The sequence below is a fragment of the Methylocaldum szegediense genome (assembly GCF_949769195.1).
Lineage (GTDB): Bacteria > Pseudomonadota > Gammaproteobacteria > Methylococcales > Methylococcaceae > Methylocaldum > Methylocaldum szegediense.
The window spans coordinates 91,459-112,129 of the sequence record NZ_OX458333.1 but is presented as its reverse complement, the minus strand read 5'-3'; the positions used below and the strand labels follow the sequence as shown (position 1 = coordinate 112,129).

The 20,671-nt window shown below is 57.7% G+C and carries 16 protein-coding genes, 1 tRNA gene and 1 pseudogene; 5 read left to right on the top strand and 13 right to left on the bottom strand.

What is annotated here, in order from left to right; genetic code table 11:
* Positions 1-57: 57 nt before the first annotated feature.
* Positions 58-759 carry a hypothetical protein gene (locus tag QEN43_RS00525; RefSeq protein ID WP_026610377.1) on the bottom strand — a complete coding sequence of 234 codons (702 nt, stop codon included), beginning with the start codon at positions 757-759 and terminating at the stop codon, positions 58-60.
* Here QEN43_RS00525 and QEN43_RS00520 point away from each other — a divergent pair.
* Positions 724-2,877, top strand: a complete 2,154-nt coding sequence (locus tag QEN43_RS00520; RefSeq protein WP_084162048.1) for a heavy metal translocating P-type ATPase — start codon at positions 724-726, stop codon at positions 2,875-2,877. The genes QEN43_RS00525 and QEN43_RS00520 overlap by 36 nt on opposite strands.
* 1,156 nt (positions 2,878-4,033) lie before the next feature.
* Positions 4,034-4,759 carry a S1 family peptidase gene (locus tag QEN43_RS00515; RefSeq protein WP_162144300.1) on the top strand — a complete coding sequence of 242 codons (726 nt, stop codon included), beginning with the start codon at positions 4,034-4,036 and terminating at the stop codon, positions 4,757-4,759.
* A gap of 245 nt (positions 4,760-5,004) precedes the next feature.
* Here QEN43_RS00515 and QEN43_RS00510 read toward each other — a convergent pair whose 3' ends face one another.
* The 8 genes from QEN43_RS00510 to QEN43_RS00475 all read right to left on the bottom strand — a co-directional run bounded on the left by QEN43_RS00510 (position 5,005) and on the right by QEN43_RS00475 (position 14,733).
* A complete protein-coding gene (locus QEN43_RS00510) occupies positions 5,005-6,195 on the bottom strand; it encodes a YncE family protein (RefSeq protein WP_051331686.1) in 1,191 nt (396 codons plus the stop codon).
* A 71-nt stretch (positions 6,196-6,266) separates the two neighbouring features.
* Positions 6,267-6,860: a TetR/AcrR family transcriptional regulator gene (locus tag QEN43_RS00505; protein ID WP_317963605.1), complete on the bottom strand. Its 594-nt coding sequence runs from the start codon at positions 6,858-6,860 to the stop codon at positions 6,267-6,269.
* A gap of 996 nt (positions 6,861-7,856) precedes the next feature.
* Positions 7,857-9,323: a hypothetical protein gene (locus QEN43_RS00500; protein ID WP_317963604.1), complete on the bottom strand. Its 1,467-nt coding sequence runs from the start codon at positions 9,321-9,323 to the stop codon at positions 7,857-7,859.
* A 798-nt stretch (positions 9,324-10,121) separates the two neighbouring features.
* Positions 10,122-11,168 (bottom strand): selenide, water dikinase SelD, encoded by a 1,047-nt coding sequence (selD, locus tag QEN43_RS00495; protein ID WP_026610373.1) that lies wholly within the window; start codon positions 11,166-11,168, stop codon positions 10,122-10,124.
* Between the two features lie 39 nt (positions 11,169-11,207).
* Entirely contained in the window at positions 11,208-12,416 is a 1,209-nt protein-coding gene (locus QEN43_RS00490) for a hypothetical protein (protein WP_026610372.1), read from the bottom strand.
* Positions 12,382-13,239, bottom strand: a complete 858-nt coding sequence (locus QEN43_RS00485) for a phosphate/phosphite/phosphonate ABC transporter substrate-binding protein (protein ID WP_026610371.1) — start codon at positions 13,237-13,239, stop codon at positions 12,382-12,384. The genes QEN43_RS00490 and QEN43_RS00485 overlap by 35 nt, the downstream gene beginning before the upstream one ends.
* A 10-nt stretch (positions 13,240-13,249) precedes the next feature.
* Positions 13,250-14,365 (bottom strand): acyl-CoA dehydrogenase family protein, encoded by a 1,116-nt coding sequence (locus tag QEN43_RS00480; RefSeq protein ID WP_051331685.1) that lies wholly within the window; start codon positions 14,363-14,365, stop codon positions 13,250-13,252.
* A 272-nt stretch (positions 14,366-14,637) separates the two neighbouring features.
* Positions 14,638-14,733, bottom strand: a tRNA-Sec gene (locus tag QEN43_RS00475).
* Positions 14,734-15,364: 631 nt separating this feature from the next.
* Between QEN43_RS00475 and QEN43_RS00470 the strand changes: the two genes are divergently transcribed.
* Positions 15,365-16,330 (top strand): IS481 family transposase, encoded by a 966-nt coding sequence (locus tag QEN43_RS00470; RefSeq protein WP_317963439.1) that lies wholly within the window; start codon positions 15,365-15,367, stop codon positions 16,328-16,330.
* A 105-nt stretch (positions 16,331-16,435) separates the two neighbouring features.
* Positions 16,436-16,897: pseudogene (locus tag QEN43_RS21595) on the top strand (REP-associated tyrosine transposase).
* A 121-nt stretch (positions 16,898-17,018) separates the two neighbouring features.
* On the opposite strand, the gene QEN43_RS00465 reads toward QEN43_RS21595, so the two are convergent.
* The 4 genes from QEN43_RS00465 to QEN43_RS00455 form a co-directional block, all read right to left on the bottom strand.
* Positions 17,019-17,492, bottom strand: a complete 474-nt coding sequence (locus QEN43_RS00465; protein WP_026610367.1) for a VOC family protein — start codon at positions 17,490-17,492, stop codon at positions 17,019-17,021.
* A gap of 476 nt (positions 17,493-17,968) precedes the next feature.
* Complete coding sequence (locus QEN43_RS21590) at positions 17,969-18,436, bottom strand: DUF1643 domain-containing protein (RefSeq protein WP_026610365.1); 468 nt, start codon at positions 18,434-18,436, stop codon at positions 17,969-17,971.
* Between the two features lie 61 nt (positions 18,437-18,497).
* Positions 18,498-19,094, bottom strand: coding sequence for a hypothetical protein (locus QEN43_RS00460; protein ID WP_026610364.1), 597 nt, complete (start codon positions 19,092-19,094; stop codon positions 18,498-18,500).
* A gap of 580 nt (positions 19,095-19,674) precedes the next feature.
* Positions 19,675-19,995: a hypothetical protein gene (locus QEN43_RS00455; RefSeq protein WP_156912763.1), complete on the bottom strand. Its 321-nt coding sequence runs from the start codon at positions 19,993-19,995 to the stop codon at positions 19,675-19,677.
* A gap of 352 nt (positions 19,996-20,347) precedes the next feature.
* On the opposite strand from QEN43_RS00455, the gene QEN43_RS00450 reads away from it, so the two are divergent.
* Positions 20,348-20,548: a hypothetical protein gene (locus QEN43_RS00450; RefSeq protein WP_026610362.1), complete on the top strand. Its 201-nt coding sequence runs from the start codon at positions 20,348-20,350 to the stop codon at positions 20,546-20,548.
* Positions 20,549-20,671: the final 123 nt, after the last annotated feature.

Sequence of the window (20,671 nt, the reverse complement as noted above, 5' to 3'; positions counted from 1 at the left end):
TAGGGCGAACCGAGTCAGACATTTGTCGGCAATTCCTTGCCGACGAATCTTGCGCTTTCAGTTCCTGGTCATCACAGGCATTGGCTTGCTGGTTAAGCTAGTCGACGTTCCAGTTCTTCTTACAAGGATTCGAACGCCCAGTGCATATCCAGCATTCGTTCGAGAGATCGGATGCGGTTTACTGATCCGAATAATCGCAGTTGAATGTCCGAAATGACGCACTGTGGTCTTGAGGGCCCGCTGCGAACCGAACAAGCGCTGAACGTTCACGCCGCGGAGACTAGGCGTGTCGATGCGGTGGCATAACTCCTGCGGACGAATATCGCCGACGAGATGTGTGGCGGCGTTGGTATGTCCGTTGACATGGCAATCGAAGCAGGCTACGCCGAGAGAAGGTTTCTCAGACCGACTGTCCTCCGTCGCGTTGAACTGTTGCTGAGAAAACGGCGTGACCAAAAGCCTTAAACCTTCCAGTTGCTTGGGGTTGATGATGCCGTTGAAGAGGTCGTAGTAGTTGGCAGTCGTGACCCACTTGCCTTGGGACACGTCTCCCAGATCGGGTCGGGTAGTCAGAAATATGGGCGGCGGAAAACTCGGGTCGGCAGCTTGCCATGAACCATAGAACCTCAGGACAAGCCTGTCAAAGGACATAATCAGAGCTTCCGTAACACCCAGAAGCTTTAGCAGGAAAAAACGCAGCCGTTGAAGGTCGTCAAAGGAAACATGAAGACGCAGACAGAAGGCTTTCGAATCATCCATGAACTACCCGATCGAATCCGATTGCGGCTCGCCCGGCTGGCCCAACCCTATTTCGCTGTCCCTGAATTCGAAGCCCAGATCGCCGATCTGGACGGGGTAAGAACGGTCAGGACCAATCGCCCGGCCCGCTCGCTGGTTGTGACCTATGATGGGCGTGCCGAAGTCCGCGCTAGTCTGCTGCAATGGCTCGCTGCCCTGCCCCCTAACGCCTTCTTGAACAGATGCGATCCTGAACCATCCTCCCGCCCGAATCGTGCTCCGCTCATCGTTTCGTCCCTGGCGCTCCTCTTGCTGCCGCTTTTGCCGGCTCCGCTCAAGGCGGCGGTAACCTTAGCGTCGATCAGCCCTACCGTCATCAAGGGCATCCGAACCCTGCTGAGTCGCGGCGTCAAGATGGAAGTGCTGGACGCGCTGGCGGTAAGCATCGCGGCGGCACAAGGCGGTTTTTTCACCGCCAACGCCACCCACCTGCTGATCCAGACCGGCGGTTATCTTGAGGCCCGCGCCGAACGGCAGGCCCACGGTCTTCTCAAACGATTGTTGAAACGTCCGCCGGAACAGGCCTGGGTGGAACGGGACGGAGAACTCCGCCGGGTCGACGCTTCGGAGATCAGAGAAAACGAGCATGTCGTGGTAGGACCGGGCGATTCGGTTCCGGTGGATGGCCGGGTTGAACACGGCTCGGCGCTGCTCGACCAATCCGCCCTAACCGGCGAAAGCGTGCCGGTTCGCAAGGAGCAAGGCGAAGAGGTTTTGGCCGGCGGCTTGGTCACGGAAGGGCGATTGGTGCTCCGGGCTATTCGGGTCGGCGAGGACACCGCGGCGGCGGCGCTGGGGCGCTATATCGAGGAATCCCTGCGCCGCCCGTCCGACACCCAGCGCCTCGCCGAACAACTGGGCGACCGCCTGGTGTACCTGACCTTCGCCTTGGGAGGGCTGATCCTCGCCCTGACCCTAGACCCCAGGCGAGTAGCCTCGGTGTTTCTAATCGATTATTCCTGCGCCATCAAGCTCGGCACGCCGCTCGCCTTCATCTCGGGGATGCACGATGCTGCCGAGGCCGGCATTCTGTTCCGGGGGGCGCAGGCGCTGGAAAACCTGGCGGGTGCCGATACCGTCGTGTTCGACAAGACCGGCACGCTCACCCACAGTCGGCTGGAAATCACCGATGTCGTCCCTCTGAGGTCTGACCGTTCCGCCGAGCAGCTTCTGGCCTTGGCGGCCTCGTTGGAAGAACACACCCGCCATCCGTATGCGGAAGCCTTGGTGAAATATGCCGAACATCGCGGGTATCGCCATGTGGATCACGGCGCTGTCGAATTCGTGATTGCTCACGGTCTGAATACGGTGGTGAATGGAAGAAAGATTTTCGTGGGCAGCCGCCACTATCTGGAAAAACATGTCGGTATCTCGTTCGCTTCCCATGAACAGGCCCTTTCCGATCGGTTCGCGGAAGGCAAGACCTTACTCTACGTTGCGGAGGACAAGACCTTGATCGGCTACGTCGCCTTGCGCGATCAGGTCCGCGAAGATGCCGCTGGCGTACTCGCTCGGCTCAAGACCCTTGGAATCGATCAGCGAATCATGCTAACCGGCGATGCCCGGCACCGGGCCGAAGCCCTGGCGGCGGAACTGGGTATCGATCAGCTGTACGCCGAGCAGTCGCCGGACGACAAGTTGCGAATCGTCGAAACGCTTAAAGCGGCCGGCGGTAAAGTCGTATTCGTCGGTGACGGCGTCAACGATGCGCCCGCGCTCGTCTCTGCCCATATCGGCATCGCCATGCCGCGGGGAGCGCTTCTGTCACGCGAAGCGGCCGACGTGATCCTGCTGCGGGATGATCTTGAGGGTCTGGTCCAGGCACGAGAACTCGCCGTTCGCACCCTGGATCTCATCCATAGCAATTTCCGCCTCGACGTGGTTGTCAATTCTCTCCTTCTCGTAGCGGCGACCTTCGGATGGCTGCCTCCCATCGCCGCCGGCATGCTCCACAATGGCACCACGTTGGCAATACTGACTCGATCGTTAAAACAACGGGCGATCCCGGGCACTCTCGGTAGGAGCGGCAGTTTCACCGCTCACCCCGACCTCGGAAATGAAACCGAACCAACCGTTTGAAGGCGTTTCTTGCCTCTCAAGGTGTGCTATCAACGATCTCGTCTTGGTTCGAGGCATAAGATGACAACACCGGACGGACATGTCTGAATCGCGCAAGTGCTGTGTTCAGAGTGGTGCACAACACTCGAAACGTGGACGGCCGGAAATGCAACGTGACGGCGCCCAAATTGACATGGAACACGGCACACCCGCGGCAGTACTCGACCGAGCAGACTTCGCTACGGGCTAGCGTTTCGGTATGACAAGATTTTCGTTGCACGGGTCTCTCCTTAGGTAATGGAACGCATTAGCCTTGGTGTGTAAAAGTGACTGCAGATTGCAGTCTTTAGTGCAGTCGCAACGACTTTGGTCGACGTCAGTCGTTCCTATACATTCAAAGCCGAGCGCGCTAATTCCTTTAAAAGCCTTCGCTCGGAATATTTGAGCGAAGCTTTCAAAATCTGCCGGGACCTGTGTTGATTTAACTCCACCTACACCGGAGGGTCGGTCACGGGGAGCGGTCGGTTAACCCTTACGTTTCGATGGGCGTGACATCCATCCAAACAACACCGCAGGAACAAACCCTGTACCGTGGTTTTCGACCGGTGATCCAGGCAGGAGAAATCGGTCGCGCAGAGGCACCCTGCCTCAATGAGCTCAGAGAGCTTGTCGACGCTAATTCGAAGCCTGACGCTGTCTATCTCGTTCAACGGGGGAGTTATGGAACCCATGATGACGCATCCTCCATAATGCAAATGATAACGATTCTCATTTTTAGGTCAAGAGTTAGTTTTCAACTCGGCAGCCGGACTGACCCAAGCACGCCGTTTTCTGGTAGGAAGGCGGTCATGTGGAAGGACATGAACGGGATCGAATTGATCGGAGCGTCCTTATTTGGGACGGGGTCACTCAGGTTCACATCCAACGTGGGCGTGACGGCTCGTCGATGTATGTCGAGGCTCCTGAGGATTTCGCAGCCCGCATTTGGTAAAACGCAACGTCGGAACACACAGACACGGTCATCCAATATTCGAAGCCGAATCATGCGATTTCCATATCGCTCTCACGGAAACCGTTGAAGATAAAAATGCAAAGGAAACCGTATAAACTTCCGTTATGCTTGAGTGCTCAAAACAGAAAGGCTCCCCTCGGAATAACGGGAAACAGGAAGAGACCCATGCGCCCGATCAACTTAATCGCTACGGTGCTTGGACCTTGGATGTTAAACCTCGCTTCGGCAGCGGAAGTGAATCACACGCTTGCGCTCAGCGTCGTTCAGGTCCAGGCCTATCCAAGGGACGGCAAGGCTTTTGTCGGCTCCGGTGTCGTCGTCGATTACGATCGGGTGGCGACCAACTGCCATATCACAAGGCATGCCGACACAATCGTCGTCGGAAAAGGCGCTTTGCGCTATCGCGCTGCCAACCAGCGCGCCGATTTGAAGCACGACTTGTGCATACTTGAAGCACCCGGAATGTCGCTGCCGGTCGCGAGTTTGGGTACCGCATCGGTACTGTCCGTCGGCGAACCGATCTATATGTACGGCTATCCACGAGCGATCGGCATCGCTTTCGCGGAAGGTCGTGTCGAGCGCTTGCATCCCTACGATGGCGCCCTGATCATCGAAACCAACGCGGGTTTCGTCCAGGGCGCGAGCGGCAGCGGAATTTTCGACCAGGACGGACGCCTGGTCGGTCTCGCGACTTTCTTCTCCGCGGATGGCAAGAACGGGCACTTTGCCATTCCGGCGGACTGGATCCCGCAACTCATGGCCACTACGCCCCAGCCGATCAAACCCTTGTCCGGCATGCTGTTTTGGGAAGATACCGCCGCGCTCCCGGATTTTCTGCGACGAAACGCTAACCGATCTGCCACACCAAGCGCGCCTCTACAATCCCACTAAAGGCGAATCAGGCGCGCCGATGGTTTAACAGCCTTCACGGTTAAGCTTTTCTCCCGCGCTTGTCCGGGCAGTCCTCGCATGCCGGCCTGTTTTGGCGTGCGAGTATTGATATCAGGTATCCCGCCCCTCCTCGCCTACTCGCGTCGCGGCTCTGTTCGCGCGAGTGTCATTCGTTGGTCCGCCTCCGCCGAGCGCTCACGTTTCCCGCACTCCGTTGGCCTTCCGAGGGTCTCGCCGCATTCATCTCAGTGATCGGTCTTATACCAATTCGGCATCGCGATGATGCAGTTCGGCGTGAGTCCAGCCTTTTTGAGGACATCGACGGTCGCGACGACCTTGTTCTGATGCAAGTCGATAACACTCACTGAACCGTCGTCCATCTCCGGCAAATTGAGAAAGCTGTTTTGAACGATCGCATAGCGTTCATCGGGCGAGAGTATGAAATGATGCGCTCCGCCGGCAGTCGGGATCGTCGACAACAGTTTTGGCTTGTAGGGATCGGAGATGTCGAAGATGTTGAAGGCGCCGGGCTTGGCGGTGGTGATATAAAGGCGGTCGACTGCTTCGTTGAAACCCATTTCCAGCGGGAGACTTTGGCCGGTTTCCGCAAAATCGAACACCTTTTGAAAAGTGAAGTCCTCGCTCCCCGGACGCCAAGTAGCAGCCCACAAGGCTCCGCCATACATATTGTTGATGTAGGCGATCTGGGGCTTTCGATGGGGGATGAAGGCAATTTCGACCGGCGCATCTCCCGACGGCGAAGGTTTATGCGAGAGCTTGTGGGTTGAGAGAATCTTCCGGGTCGATGCTTGTATGACGGAGATTGTCTCGCCGGCGTCGTTCAGATCATTCGGGTTGACCGTGCTCGTAACGAGAATGCGGTCGATCTCGTCGTTGAGCATCACGCCGTGGGGATACTTTATGAATTTATCGCTGGATCCATCGTTCTCGATGGTTGCGATCGGCTTATCCGACTGAGCATCGCCGACAATGATGTTGTTGGAACCCATACAGCTCAGATACCAGTACTTGCGGTCATCCGAGAAGGTTATGTCCTCGCCTACCTTGCAATTCGGGACGGATACGATGCTCTTTTCATTAGGGAATTTCGACAGATCGTAAACATAGAGCTCGGTATGCCCTAGCGAGGTGACATACGCCTTGGTCACATCTTTGTTGTAGTAGATGTGATGCGCCACGAAATCCGGGGGCAAGGGCGTGTCCTTGACGATCTGGTTGAACGTGGGGGAATTCGGATCCACGTCGATGACCGCAATACCCTCTCTGCGATTCGGCTGCCCGACCTTGCTTTCGTAGTTGAGCATAGCGAGCAGCTCAGCGCTTGCCGTGGCCGGCGCCAAGACGCCTAAGGCGCTCAAGCTCAACGCTCGTAAAAAGGCCCGGATAAAGGGTTGGCATTTCAGGGTATTAAGCATCTCGTTTCTCCCCTCTCTCGGTTTGCACACAACAATAAAATGACCGGTCGTCTTATCAGCGAGTAAAAAAATCAGGCTTTGAAATAATCGTCGAAAAGAAACTCGAGAACCTGCGTGAGCGGCTGAACCGAACGCTCGATTTTCATGCGAAGCAAAGCGCCCTGCCAGAGATTGAGCACCAGATCGGCCATGAACGTGGCTGGAAGGTCTTTCCGGAAGCTTCCTTCCGCTTGCCCGCGAACGATACCCTCCTTCAGCTTGTCTCGATAACGGTGGACGGCCTTACGCAACGAGGTATGACAAAGGTCGCAGGTTTCCCCTATTTCGCCGATCAGGTTGCCGAGCAGGCACCCTCCTTTGAAATCTCGCCGTTCGGTCTCTTCTATGAGCTCGTTGAAATACGCTTTTAACGCCACTTCCGCACTAACATTCTTGCGATTCAGATGTCCGTCGAGCTGCTTGATGAACGGCTCGATGTAGTGCTTGACGACCTCGGCGCTGAAGGCTTCCTTGCTGGGAAAGTAGTTGTAAAACGATCCTTTCGGCAAGCCGACGCTTTCCACGATTTCCTGGATTCCCGTGCCATGGTAGCCCTGCTCCATCAGAAGCATGACGCCATGGTCGAGCAGCTTTTCTCGAATTTCGGTAGAATCTCGTCTCCTCATGGGGCATGAACAATATGACCGGTCGTCTTATTTGTCAATACGGCTTTTGGGGGAATTTTCGTCGTCGGTCAGCAAGTTCGTAGGCCTGATTTGCCCAATGCTCTGTCACCCGTAAAGTGTGGGGTAAAGGTTACAGAGTTTGATCCGCGCGTCGGCGGTGGTAAACCACCGAATCCAGGGAGCCAGCCCTGAGCACCCAACCAGCATTCCTTGTGTCCGGAAACCGAGAATTGATGCCGCACCAGTCATGCCAGACTTCCATCGGTTCAAGCGCGTCGCCTAGGCCGGGATTGCCGGGGTCCAGATGACAGGGATGTAGGTGCCTCGCCATCCTTGGTTTCTGGGTTCCGGCAATCCATGCCGGAATGACGGTTTTACGGGCTTACGTAGACACCACTGTCCAGCGGGAGAAAGCAGGATCAATGGGAATGCCGGAAACGCTGACGCTTATTCCGGCCTACAACATTGTCCTTTTTGCCGGAACGACGGTTTTACGAGGTTACGTAGACACCCGCGTCCAGCGGGAGAGAGTAGGCCGGCCATCCTTCGCCGACAAAGCCGTTAATACAACGACACTGTCGGAAAGGGTGGCCTCGGTGCTCCCGAAGACACCGTTTGCGATTGGAAGGGATTCCCGCCCTCCACAGCGCCTATACAGTAGGTATGAATGTGCTCTAGCAACGCATTATGGTTAACAAAGGCGAGCGTGTGCTGGGAACGTGCGATTTACGCACGAATCTGTCGATGCGGGTACGTGCTGTCCCCGTTGACCGTTGGCGTTTTCTCCCGAATACCCCTTCAGCAGCCGTAGCCGGACATGCGGTTTAAGCCATAAAAAATCGGCGCTCCCAAGCCGAAACCGATAAAAGACGCTCCGATGTTTTCCACTAAACACTGAGGAGATTGCCTTGAGTTCGCTTAGTCCTAGCTCCGGCATCATAGTCCGAACCCAAAAACAAAGCGCGATGGTCGGCGTTCGAATCCGCAAGCTCCTCGTTACTTGAACAGAGCACCCGTTTGCAGATGGGCCTGGCGGGCATCCAAGGCATCTCGCACAGTCTCGAGCCACCGGCGGTGCTCGACTCCCGTTGGGTCGACAGGACGTCCAGCCGCCTCCCGCGCATGCTGAAGGGCTTGATCGTAGGGCGGCAAGGTATCCGCAGCAAAGTAAGCGGGTTTTTTACCATGGCAGGCTTGGCCGCCGGCGCTGATACTGCACGTCGGACGGATGGGATCCAGGCGGTTTGCGGCGAGGGGTTCGTGTTGCTGCACAAGCTCTGCGACCTCTTGCAAGAACCAATACTCGGGATCCGGAATCACCTTGTCGTGATGGCCACACTGGGCGGCAACCTGAGCCGCTGCACGCGGAAAATCCCGTTTCACCCGATCGTGACTCACCACCCACGCGGGACCAGAGAGCGTGACCCGACACAGAGCGCGATGATCATCCGAGATCACTATCGTGCCGTACGGGTTGGACCACAGCTTGGCTGCGTGGCCATGAACCGAATTGCCGGGATGATAGGGAATTAGGACGAAGACCCGCTTGCCCTGGCGCTCCACGAAGGCTGCTTTACCTATATCGCCATTGCGCGGTGAGGCACCGGGTGGACCATGCGCGGAGACGGTGACCTGGATCATCTCGAATTGTGTGCCGATCAGTCGCTCCAGCGGAAGCGCTGGATCCCAGGCATTTGGCGCGAGAGGCCGACTCGAGGGAGCCGAAGGGGCCACGCGCCGTTTGATGAAAAGATTCTGTGAACACTGGGTAAACACTTCTTCGGTACCGCCTACACAAAACACCAACCGGCGGCCGGTGTGCCACGCTGTGCTCTTGTAGGGCTCCAGCTCGCTTGATTTAAGTCCGTGGTCCCGCTCAAGCTGCTCCGGCCCAAGCACTTCGACTCCGAACAACGTGATATGCAGGCCCATGGCATCGGGGTCATACGGGTGCAGCACGAGCAGCGCCAACCGTTTGCTTTTCATCACGGCGTCCACGATTTCAAGCACGGCGCCGTCAGCGTGGCGCTCTCGGGCGCGCACAGCGGCATCCGCGGAACGCACTTCCTCGCCGGCAACAATGTTCCGGTAGAGCCTGGGCATAGGTCGACGGCCGTTGAGCCAGCGCTGGACTGCGTCGTCCTCTTCCGGCAGTTTCGTACGAGGCAACAGCAAAGGAACGGCTATCGTCTGATGATCGACCACGATGAGGGGCGGCGCACCGTCCGTCTCCTCCAGCAGGGCGGCATAGGTCCTTCGATGACGCCGCCACAGCCTGCCTTGCGGAGCACCACCGCTCGCCACAAGCACTTGGACGGCGGTCATGGCAAAGGCGCCCATAGTGGGATTGAGGCATTGCCGATATTGCCGCTCGTAAAAGTGATCTGCGCCCTTGGCGATCGTGGCTTCCCTTCGTTTTCGCTCGCCACGAACGGGTTTTTCGGCACTGAGGAGGTACTGCACGACGTGTTCGGCTGCTGGTCCCGGCGCTCCCGCCGGCGCAGCAGGCGTTCGGCGACGGTCTCCCGCCACGCGGGCGGCAGCAGTCCCAGAATCCGGTGGACGAGTGTCCGCAGCCGAGTCAGCCGATATCGGCGGTTGAAGGACCCGTCCGCCGCAGAGTTCCACAAGGGCACAAGTGCCGATATCCTTTTCTCGCGTCTCCTGTCCATGTCTTGCCTCCCTGGCTCACTAGGCGAGATGGCAAACAAACAACCGAGGTAACAGGCGCCGATTAAGCCTTGTCTCTAGCTAACTTGCTGCTTCGGCACTCAGAACGGATCCTGGTTTGGAAGACTAAGACCGAAAAGACTGCCCTTTCTGTGAAATATTCACACCCGCCTTAGAGCCTATCCCAATAGGCCGTTCGCCCTGAGCTTGTCGAAGGGTTTCTTAAGCCTATTGGGATAGGCTCTAAGTACGCGCCGTTGCGAGCACATCTCGCCATCCATAGCGGTAGCAAAACGGCGGAACGATGATCGAATGGCTACCATCAGCCATAACTAGCGCCAGACCGGCGTAACAATGCCAGATCCTTTGGTAGCATCGGTGGCAACTCAGGCTGAGCACCGCGAAGTGCCCCAGGGGTGCGATCAGATGAACAGGCTCACCAGCATTACGCGGAACCCGCGTCCACACCGGCGTTCAAACCGTCGAGCAAGAATATCCGCCCTACTCCTCACTTTGCCGTATCCACAGCCAATACCACGCACGCGCCTTCGATCCGCCAAAACCGAGATAAACGCGCATTTGAAGCCGGGCTCACTCAGCTGTGACCCGAACGATACAATCCCCTTCTCTCATTCGCCCGATTTGCCGAACCTGGTCGAAGCCGTGCTCCCGGAACAAGGCCAGAACGTCGGCGGCGCTGCCCGGCTCGCAAGCGACTAACAGGCCACCACTGGTCTGAGGATCGCAGAGCAACTTGCGTTGCCACTCGGATAAGCCATCCCCGATCTCGACCGATGCCCCGTAACTGTCCCAGTTGCGCTTCGCGGCGCCGGTGGCATAGCCCCGGCTCGCTAAGTCCGCAGCTACGTCAATGAGCGGAACGTCGCGAAACGCGATATCGGCACCCAGGTTCGATCCCCGGCAGATTTCCAACAGATGTCCAAGGAGGCCAAAGCCGGTGACATCGGTCATGGCATGAACGTCGTCCAATTCTCCCAGCACCGCGCCCACGCTATTCAGCCGGGTGGTGTGCTCGATCATCTGGGCATAGCCCGCGTCGTCTAATTCGCCCTTCTTCAAGGCCGCGCTCAAAATGCCGATGCCCAGCGGTTTGCCAAGGATCAGCACGTCGCCCGGCTGCGCCCGGTCGTTGCGCTTCACCTTGTCCGGATGGACCAACCCGAGCGCGACTAGCCCATAGATGGGCTCGGGCGCGTCGATCGAATGGCCGCCGGCCAGGGGAATGCCCGCGGCTCCGCACACCGAGGCACCCCCGGCCAGGATCCGGCGAACGATCGACACCGGGAGTTTATCCACCGGCATGCCGACCACCGCCAGGGCCATGATCGGCTTGCCGCCCATGGCGTACACATCCGACAGCGCATTGGTCGCGGCGATGCGGCCGAAATCATGCGGGTCGTCGACGATAGGCATGAAGAAATCGGTGGTCGCGACAACGGCCTGCTGGTCGTTGAGCCGGTAGACCGCCGCATCGTCACTGCTGTCGGTGCCGACCAAGAGGTCGGGAAACCGGTTCGGCAGCGGCAGTTCCGCCAACATCTGCGAGAGTACGGTAGGCGCGATCTTGCAGCCGCAGCCTCCGCCGTGGGAAAGGGTGGTCAATCGAATTTCGGTCATGGATCACTCCGAAGAGCGTGAAAAAACATAAGCACCGTCCTACATGAAATTCCGCGTGTGCAGACTCGCCAATCGCTCGGCTTCGGCCTCGTCGAAACCGAGCCTGCAGAGTCGCAGGCGCCGGCCTTCAGCCATTTCGGATTGCAGCGCCTGTACCTTTTCGAAGCCCGCCGCAATCGCAGCGGGAGTCCACTCCCCTGCCGCCAGCAGTACCAGGGCATCGAATACTTCTTCGTTCAGGCCAGCGCCGCCTGCGGACAGGGTATCGTGACGCAACTCGATGGCGTTGGCCAAGCGCGTGCGGAGCTCCGGCTCAGCGTTTAGACGGCGTGACAGATGCGCCATGCCAAAAGCAACGTGGCGGGCTTCGTCGCGTGCGGCAAGCCGCGCGATCCGCCGCGTCACCGGATCGGGCGCATGGACATGGAGAAAATTGAGCAGGTTGACGAACGTTCCTTCGCCCAGCACGGAAAGCAGGAAGGCGGCGACTGAAAAATCGGGTTCGTCGACTAGCGTCTTGAGCGAAAGCTGGCCGCCCGCGGTAGACAAGGCCGACTCCCGTCCTTTCAGCCGGGCGCGCCGTGTGAACACCTCTACATGGCGCGCCTCGTCTGCCACCTGTATCGCCAGGAGCTGCACGATCTCGCGGTAATGCGGATGAATCCGGCCGAGAAAGCGGGCAGGAACCAACAACGCGGCGTTTTCGTTCTCGATCAGATAGGTCATGACTTGCACGACCGCATCCTCGACTTCATCCGGCAACTCGAACGGCGCGTTCCAATCGACCGCGGTTTCCGGATCCCACTGCGCGGCGAGCGCCTGCCGGTAGAGATCCGCCGCCTCGTCCGCCCAGATCTCGTGCTTGCGGTCCAGCGCGAAATTCCACTCCGGCCCGCCGGCCTCCACCGTCGAACCGCGCGCGGCCAAGCCCCAACTGGCTTTGGCGCGTTCGGCCACGGCGCCTGGCGAGCGGCAATCGGACCGGCCGGAGCGCTCCGCACCGCACCAGCGCCCGCTCTGATAGCCGCCGCGCACGATCAGCGCGTGCCCTGCCTCGTCAAAACTCACGCCATGCCCTTGACTGCGGCACCAGGCAACAACGTGGGCGCGAAACCCGGACGCTTTGGAAACAACGCGGAGAGTCGAGCCGACCGGAACGCCCGCCAAGGCGTGTTTCACGAGGAGATGCGCACCCCGGTCGAAACCCAGCGTTTCAATATCGATAGTCGGCGGCGAGGATGCATCCATCGGCAGCGTAGAAACCTTGTTCGTCCACCGCTCGCTCGAGCAAGGCGTACCCCGTGGTGCGTCCCGGCAGCCATTGCTTGAGCCCTTCCAGTTCCATCAAGGGGCGCACCGCCGGATCATCCCAGGACATGGCCAGCAATAGCTCCACGAAGCGGTCGACCAGTTCCTTCGGCGCACCGGGACTCACCGTGAAATTGCAATGATCGTAGGCATCGGTCTGCGCCAGGATGCGGGTACCGCCAGCCGGAAGGACGCCCTCGGTGGTGAACGCGAGATGATTGCCATCGATCATGCAGGCGGCATCGATTTCACCGCGCATCAGCGCCAGAGCGGCATCCCTCTCCCCGCCGATATGATCGCCGTGTTTGCCGCCGAGCAGATCGAAGCGGCGGGCGGTGAAATCCCGGCCGGCCTGCAAGCCGTGACGGCTCAGGTGTTCAAGAGGAATCAGCGTCGCCTGGGACGAGTCGACGGCGCCGAAACCGACGGTCCTGCCTCTAAGATCCGCGAGCGATTCGATGCCGGCATCGGCACGGACCACGATCAGCGAGGTCAGGTCTCGATCGGTGTCGCGCATCGCCACGGCCGAAACGGCGACACCGCGCGCCTTGGCCATACGATCGGCTCTCACCCAGGCCAATGGCGAATTCCACGCCACATGGATGGCGCCCTCGAATTGCGCCTTGACCTGGCGTTCGTAGTTGGAATAAAGGACATAATCGAAGGCCAGCCCTCTTTCGGCGAAATACGCCTTGAAGCCCTCCCAGATCGTCACCACCTTGGGCGCATAGGCGACCGCGCCCATGATCAAAGTCTCAGGCATAGGATTTCCCTCAGAACAGCGGCAGGCCACATACGGCCTTGCCGATAAAGTCGAACAGCACGTCGGATGTCGGAGCCATCACCGACGCCGCGCGGGCATCGCGAAACACGCGCTCGATGGCGAGATCCTTGCGGAACGCCGCTCCGCCGCAGACGCGCATGGCGATATCGGTCGCTTCCAGCGCCGCCTCCGCCGCGGCTGCCTTGATTTCGAGCACCCGTAACTGGGTGTCCGGCCGCTTGCCGGCCAAAGCGTCGATGGTATCGTCCAGCAGCGTCCGGACCATATCGGTCCGAATGCGGGCCCGCGCCAGATAAGCGCGCAGAGTCGGCAATTCTGCGAGGCTGGAACCGAGGTGATCCAGGCGGGAACGGCTGACATGAGTAGAAGCGCGATTCAGCGCCGATTCCATGAGCCCCAATGAGCAAGACGCACTCAGCACCGAGAAAATGGGCAGGACGGTCTCCATCATGATGGCGAAACCATCGCCATCGCCGCCAAGCCGCATGGAAGACGAAACCCTGACGTTATCCGCCGTGATTGGTGCGGAAGCGTTCCCGCGCAGGCCCAGCCCGTCGAACGGCTTGGTCTGTGCCAACCCGGGACTGTCGGACGGCACCAGCCAGATCGTGCTGGCACCTTCCGCGGCAACCGGGCGGGAAGACCACACATAGGAATCAGCCTCGACCGCCGAGGTGACCATGGTCTTGGCGCCGGTCAGGAGAACATCGTCGCCGTCAGCCTGCGCCTCGCTCAACGGGGCCCAAAAATGGCTGCGCGAGCCGGGTTCGGAAAATGCCAGGGTGGAAAGATGGCGGCCCGCGGCAATCTCGCGTCGCAAGGTATCGTTCCCGTATTTCTCGATGACCGCCGTGGCGCAATAGTGCATGGTGACGATCATCGCGGTCGAACCGCAAGCCTGCGCCAGGCGCGATACGACCCGGCTGGCATCAGCGAGCGTCCCGCCGAGACCGCCGACTGCCGGTGCGCTGATCAACCCGAGCAGTCCGGCATTGCCTAAGGCTTCGATCGCGGGGCGCGGGAACAAGGCTTCACGATCCACCGCCTCGGCGGCGGGTTCAACGACGGTTTCGACGATGGTTTCGAGGGATTCGAATATCTTCATGGGCAGACCTGCTACATGAAAAGGGGGCGCCCATTGTCACACGAACCATGCGTTCCCGCAGCATGCTGACAAGTCAGGTCTTCTCCCAATTTCGCTGGGCCGTCATTCCGGCAGGGATTGCCGGAATCCAGTTCACAGGGGTTGTGAACGCTCGAAACCATCCGTGGTCACTACTGGTGAATCACTTATGGCATGCCTTCAAGACCGGCACATCCATTGGGGGATTTTACGCGCGCCGGCACGATTCCTGGCGATGGGAGTGCCAACCGAAGTGGCGGAAGAGAACGGGAGTCGAACCCGCCCGAGACCGTCTCACGGCCTCAACCGGTTTTGAAGACCGGCCGCCCCACCGGGGACGATGCTCTTCCGGCAAAGGCACGCATTTTACCGAAAGCGTTTATTGATCGCTCCTGGCGGGACCATCCTATATCGAGAGGAAATGAGGCGAATACTGCCTCGAACGTGTTTTAACACTCTAGGCCTAAACAGCCGTGGAGTATCTACTACGACCGTCAAACATTGAGTGGACCTGAATGACACGCTTATCAGGAAAATCAACCTACTGCGACCGGCGACACGACACGACCAAACTACCATTCCGCATCGTCCCTTGGGTCGTTTTACGGAATCACCTGCACGCCGTATGGACGCGTTCGCCCGACGATCATAATTTCACCAATCATTGGCGGTTAATCAGACAAAGTTTTTGCAAAGACTTGCCATCAACGGAACGAACGGCGTTCGAAAGCATGCATCGTCGGGCGAACGCGGATTACGACAACGTCGAATTCAGGAACACGCAATTCTCGATGAAAAGGATTATGCAGCGCACGTATACTATTACCGCATCAACCCAGTGAAACGTGGTGAGACTTTATATCCAACGCGTGCTAGATGTCACATCCCGTATGATTATTTACCGAGAAGGAGTTATGCTCTGTTCGAAGCCCGGAGCCTTCTCCAGGAGATATTCGGTTCGTCCAAGTGAGGTTTCTCTCCATGCAGATTCGTCTTCATAAGAACGCCCGTACCACCCCGGCCGTTCGGCAGGCCATTCAAGCGTCCACGTTGAGCGAGCGCGCCTTGGCCCAAAAGCATGGCATTAGCCGAACGACCGTCCGCAAGTGGAAACACCGCTCCTCGGTCGAAGATGCCTCACACCGGCCCCACACCCTCAGAACCACGCTCACGCCCGCCCAGGAAGCCATCGTGGTCTACCTCCGCCAAGCTCTGCTCCTCCCCTTGGATGATCTCCTGGCCGTGACCCGGGAATTTCTCAATCCCGCCGTGTCCCGTTCCGGGCTAGACCGCTGCCTGCGCCGCCACGGGGTGGCGTCCCTCAAGACCCTGCTTCCGCCTACAGAGAAGGCGAAGGTCAAACCCTTCAAGGCCTATGAGCCCGGCTTCCTTCACCTGGATGTTAAGTACTTGCCCGCCATCGACGGCGAACCCCGCCGATACCTGTTCGTCGCCATCGACCGCGCCACCCGCTGGGTCTATGTCGCCCTCAAGCCCAACCGCTCCGCCTTAAGCGCAAAGGACTTCCTCAAAGCGGTGATTCAGGCCGCGCCTTTCCGCATCCAGAAATGCCTGACCGACAACGGCTCGGAGTTTACCGACCGTTTCCTGACCCGAACTCGGCAGCCCTCGGGGACGCATGAGTTTGACCGCCTCTGTACTGAACAAGGCATCGAACATCGCCTGATTCCGCCGGGCCGGCCCCAAACGAATGGCCTGGTGGAACGCTTCAATGGCCGCATCGAGGAGGTGTTGCAAACCCATCACTTCGATTCAACCGCCGATCTGGACACCACCCTGCACCGCTATGTCGAGCTGTACAATCATCACATTCCCCAAAAGGCCTTAGGCCATCTCACCCCGATCCAGGCTCTCAAAAACTGGCAACTGTCCCATCCTCATCTTTTTCGAAAGAAGGTTTACGATCTTGCGGGACTTGACACGTAGGGCGCAATACCGTACTCGCGTATTACGCCGCATTCCCTCGTTCCACTAATGTCCGTATTTCCCGGCGTATCGCTGCTCCATTGTCGCCTAGAGATTGATATCGCAATACCCGACTATCGACGTTATCGCGTATCCGGTGGCACCTATTTCTTCACCGTTAATCTGCGCGAACGTTACCCGAGTGACTTGCTTATCAGGCGGATCGACTTACTTCGAACGGTGGGACGGCACGTTCGAACCCAACGGCCATTTCACATCGACGCTTGGGTCGTTTTACCGGATCACCTGCACGCCGTATGGACGCTCCCACCCGGCGATGACGATTTCACCAATCGATGGCGGTTAATCAAACAAGGTTTCTGTAAAGGCTTGCTGCCAACGGAACGGCATTCGAAGGTACGCATCGCACGTGGCGAACGCGGCATTTGGCAACGTTGATTTTGGGAACACGCAATTCGCGATGAAGAGGATGATGCAACACACGTGGATGATTGCCACATCAACCCGGTGAAACATGGCTATGTCCAACGCGTGGCGGATTGGCCTCATTCGACGTTTCATTGCTAAGTCGAACGCAGTGATTGTTCGTTGACTTCGGCCAATGGGCCGGACGCCGACGGGGCCTCGGGCAAGCGAGCTTAAGACTCATGCGGCGCAATACGCGAGTACGTCATTGCGCCCTAGGAACTCAACGACGTTCCATGGGATTCTCTCGGGATGTCTGCTGCCTGAGCTGTTGGGCGAGCCCGATGAGAATTCCTTCGGGGCCGTGGATGTAGCAGAGCCGGTAGATGTCTTCGTAATTGACGACTTCATCGACCACCTTCGCACCGAACTTGCTGAGCCGGGCGAGGGTGTCGTCGATGTCCTCGACAGTGAACATGACGCGCAGGTATCCCAACGAGTTCACGGGGGCTGCGCGGTGATCGGACGCAATGGCGGGGGCGTCGAAGCGCGAGAGCTCGAGGCGACCGTGGCCGTCGGGGGTGCGCATCATGGCGATCTCGACGCGCTGATCACGTAGTCCGGTGACACGGCCGGCCCATTCGCCTTCGATCGGCATGCGGCCTTCGAGGGCAAGGCCGAGTTCGGTGAAGAACTCAATGGCAGCATCGATGTCTTCTACCACGATGCCGACGTTGTCCATACGCTTGACTGTCATGATGTCTCCTTGGCGCCTAACGCTCGGTTCAGGCGACCGAAAAAGCGGCGCACAGAAGGCCTAACCGAAATATGGAACCCGCGCCGCTTTTGCGAGTTGCTTGGAACCGAATGTTAGAGAGTACTTGCGCCGCCCTCGTTTAGAGCTTTTGCTCACTCGTAACAAGCACTGCAAATGAGCGTAACCCCTGCCTTTGCTTCTGTCTCGTCATTCCACTCGCCGGCCTCCTGCAGCATCGCTTCACACTCGCTACACCATGAATCAGGGTATAACTCACCCGCTTCAGCTTCAGCAGACCAGAATCCGCGGGGCTGGCCATCCCTTAGCGTTTGAACAATGTGCTGGCAAACATACGTGGCAACCCGTCTGCCATGGATGCCGCACTCGACGTATTGGCTATCATCCATAGCGCTCTCCAACGCCAAGCTCAGCTGATGAAGACCGCATCGCGACCTGATGTCGGCTGGAGCGAAGTGTTAGCAACGGTACGGGATCGGAAGCAGACCATTCGGAAGACCTCTTGTGTGGTGCGGTTGACCCGCTCCGGTTACGCGTAAACACCTTAGCTCAGGAAACATTTTGACAACTTCATAAGCCCGGTTTCGAAACGTCCCTGAGTTTCCCCACATGGCAACGATCAAGGACGCTTGGTGCGCCAGGTCTCCTAACCAGCGGTCGTTTTCAGGACCGACTGGATCCGTGCTTGCCATCATTTCGGCAGGGCTTGGAGTCCGGTAGGCAAAAAGATTAGCCACTATGATTCCGCCATAACCCCATTGCTTGGCATAGCTGATACAGCGAGTGATCGTTCTATCGTCTTCCACTTCGTCGGCCGTAGATGGATTCAGGCCGATAAACATGACCTTTTCCTTGCTCTTGTCCCATGTACGCCAGAGCGCATAGCGGTACGTCCGGCAGCTCGACAATTCAGCGTGTGTTTCCATCGTTTTTGTTTAGCTGCAGACGTTCCGCATAAACCTTATTTGTGTATTCTTTTCGAGCGCCCTATCCCGCCAGCACCAGCCACTGATTGTTTATCACCGTAGTCCAACAGTTCTCTAGGATCAGGGTGTTCAGTCCTTCCTTCCAAAATATATTGGCAACTCTCTCGTTCTCTGCGCCGCGCCGAATTACATGGCGCAGGAGTAGCACCAACTCCCCGTAGTTCCGCAATATCTTCTGCTTGTATTCCTCACGAGCCTGCGTGTTTTGATTGAGACTATTGACGAGCTTCATCTCAGCGCGAGCCCCCTTGAAAACCGTGATAAGGGCACTGCCGAGGTCTGCGAATAGCCCAGCCGCGGATGCCATTCCCGCCGGATCCCCAAGAGACAGGTGAGGAGCTGGCCCAAAAAAAGCATTGTCCGGAGTACGCTCGTTGCCAACAATGCCCGCTAATTCCTTCAGCACATTCTTGCGCTTGCGCGTGACGTATCTGAGAGTGCTGAGATCCGAGGCTATTCTGCCATCTAGGAGGATCAGGCGGTTGGCATCAAGCTTTGGGGGGCGTTGCTCCCTATCGGGCCTCTGGTTGTAGAAATTCTCCACCAGTGCGTTTATTTTCTCGACTTTGTTTTTGCACCACTCATGCACTTCTTTCATATTATCGTTCCCGTTGTGACATCTATAGGAGTCTAAAGGCTAAAACAGTTTTAATTTCTTTACCTTTCCTCGCGTAGGCGTTTCCCCTCGACAAATGGATTTAGGCCACTACGTTTCCTGCTAATGGCGCTATCTATCAGTCTCACGAAACACGGTTTTTACATCAGGAATGATCACGCTCTTCCTTTCGATTGAAGGATAGCCTGCCACTGCATATACACGTCCATGAGTGATTTAACAGCCTAACGTTTACGAGTTGCGCACCGCGTTAGCATGGACACATAAACTCAGACCTATTATCAAATTTACGCATGGCTCATTGCACACCTAGATGACGCACGTTCTCCAACGAAAAGTTCGCCCGAAATAGGTTTGCAAATGGAGCAACAAAGCGCTGTTGCGAGTGTTCAGAAACCAGGTTATGGACCTCGCAAAGGCGCCTTACTGAGTATTGTGGTTTTTCATTACTATCCACCAGGCACCGGTTTCTAGCTCCATGCCTAAGTCAATCCGCCCCACAAAGCGGGTTCAACCTGAATGAATTGCTACAGTCCGCACGGGTACATCCTCGCTGATGCCCTTAAAAGTGGCACACAAACTGGCCACCGCAAAATATCTCGATCGCTATCAGGAAAAATGTAGCGCAAATCGGACTGAGCAATGGCAGGAAAGCCAAGCGCCCGCGCCGACGATACGCCTCATTGAGTCGCCAGAAGCCGTTGCTGCCGAAGAAGCCAACAATGACAAGTACCGGGTAAGCAGCGATGGAATAGAACAAGCCGCGAGTCAACGCGCTAGCTTCTGAGCCCGGTGCGTCGAACAACATGAAGCTGAACATGAAAATAAAAGCCCACGGAAACAGCCCGATTAGAAAAATAATGTTTGCTACGATGCGATACATGGTGAGGGTGCTAACGTCCGCGCTCAGGCACTTCCCGAGGCCGCAGGATAGGGGCCGTCGCTTGGAACGCATGGTTGAATGACACTATTTTTTTGCTCGACAACCAACCATAGGATGGCGTCATACGGCAGCCGTAAACCATTCACGGAAGTCACCCAAACCTTCTCCACGCTTAAGCCGCTAAACTCGTACCCGTGACGCTCGATGGCAACACGAAGTGGGGCCACGTCGGGAGATTTATGAAGTAACCTCGCCACGACGGCGTTGTCAGATGGATGACCCTTTCCCGCTATCTGATTCCAAGCAGCATCCACAGCGGCCATTTTCTTCAAACTTGCCGAGAGCCTCGGATATGAGATTAGCCTACCCACAGCGACTGACCGCAAAATTGAGTGCATTATTGGCACGTGGCCTTGGAGAGCAACAGAAGCAAGAGGGCCAAGAGCAGAAAGGCGATGCCCCAGAAAACCACGGACACGGTACCGACACTCAAGCGGCCAATGAACCAGCTACCGAAGCGAATGAGTTGGACGCAAACAGCGGCCAAGCCTAACTACCACGCCTAGGCAAAACGATACCAAATACCCCATGAGACCAGGCGGCCAAAGAAAATCCTGATTAGCGATGAAGTTCAGTATCGGCTCACGCTGTGAGCCACTAGGGGGCTTAGACTAGG

Coding starts and splice junctions, on each gene's coding strand:
- QEN43_RS00520 (WP_084162048.1), top strand. CDS start 724: ATGAAGACGCAGACAGAAGGCTTTCGAATCATCCATGAACTACCCGAT.
- QEN43_RS00525 (WP_026610377.1), bottom strand. CDS start 759: ATGGATGATTCGAAAGCCTTCTGTCTGCGTCTTCATGTTTCCTTTGAC.
- QEN43_RS00515 (WP_162144300.1), top strand. CDS start 4,034: ATGCGCCCGATCAACTTAATCGCTACGGTGCTTGGACCTTGGATGTTA.
- QEN43_RS00510 (WP_051331686.1), bottom strand. CDS start 6,195: ATGCTTAATACCCTGAAATGCCAACCCTTTATCCGGGCCTTTTTACGA.
- QEN43_RS00505 (WP_317963605.1), bottom strand. CDS start 6,860: ATGAGGAGACGAGATTCTACCGAAATTCGAGAAAAGCTGCTCGACCAT.
- selD (WP_026610373.1), bottom strand. CDS start 11,168: ATGACCGAAATTCGATTGACCACCCTTTCCCACGGCGGAGGCTGCGGC.
- QEN43_RS00490 (WP_026610372.1), bottom strand. CDS start 12,416: ATGGATGCATCCTCGCCGCCGACTATCGATATTGAAACGCTGGGTTTC.
- QEN43_RS00485 (WP_026610371.1), bottom strand. CDS start 13,239: ATGCCTGAGACTTTGATCATGGGCGCGGTCGCCTATGCGCCCAAGGTG.
- QEN43_RS00480 (WP_051331685.1), bottom strand. CDS start 14,365: ATGAAGATATTCGAATCCCTCGAAACCATCGTCGAAACCGTCGTTGAA.
- QEN43_RS00470 (WP_317963439.1), top strand. CDS start 15,365: ATGCAGATTCGTCTTCATAAGAACGCCCGTACCACCCCGGCCGTTCGG.
- QEN43_RS00465 (WP_026610367.1), bottom strand. CDS start 17,492: ATGACAGTCAAGCGTATGGACAACGTCGGCATCGTGGTAGAAGACATC.
- QEN43_RS21590 (WP_026610365.1), bottom strand. CDS start 18,436: ATGGAAACACACGCTGAATTGTCGAGCTGCCGGACGTACCGCTATGCG.
- QEN43_RS00460 (WP_026610364.1), bottom strand. CDS start 19,094: ATGAAAGAAGTGCATGAGTGGTGCAAAAACAAAGTCGAGAAAATAAAC.
- QEN43_RS00455 (WP_156912763.1), bottom strand. CDS start 19,995: ATGTATCGCATCGTAGCAAACATTATTTTTCTAATCGGGCTGTTTCCG.
- QEN43_RS00450 (WP_026610362.1), top strand. CDS start 20,348: ATGAGATTAGCCTACCCACAGCGACTGACCGCAAAATTGAGTGCATTA.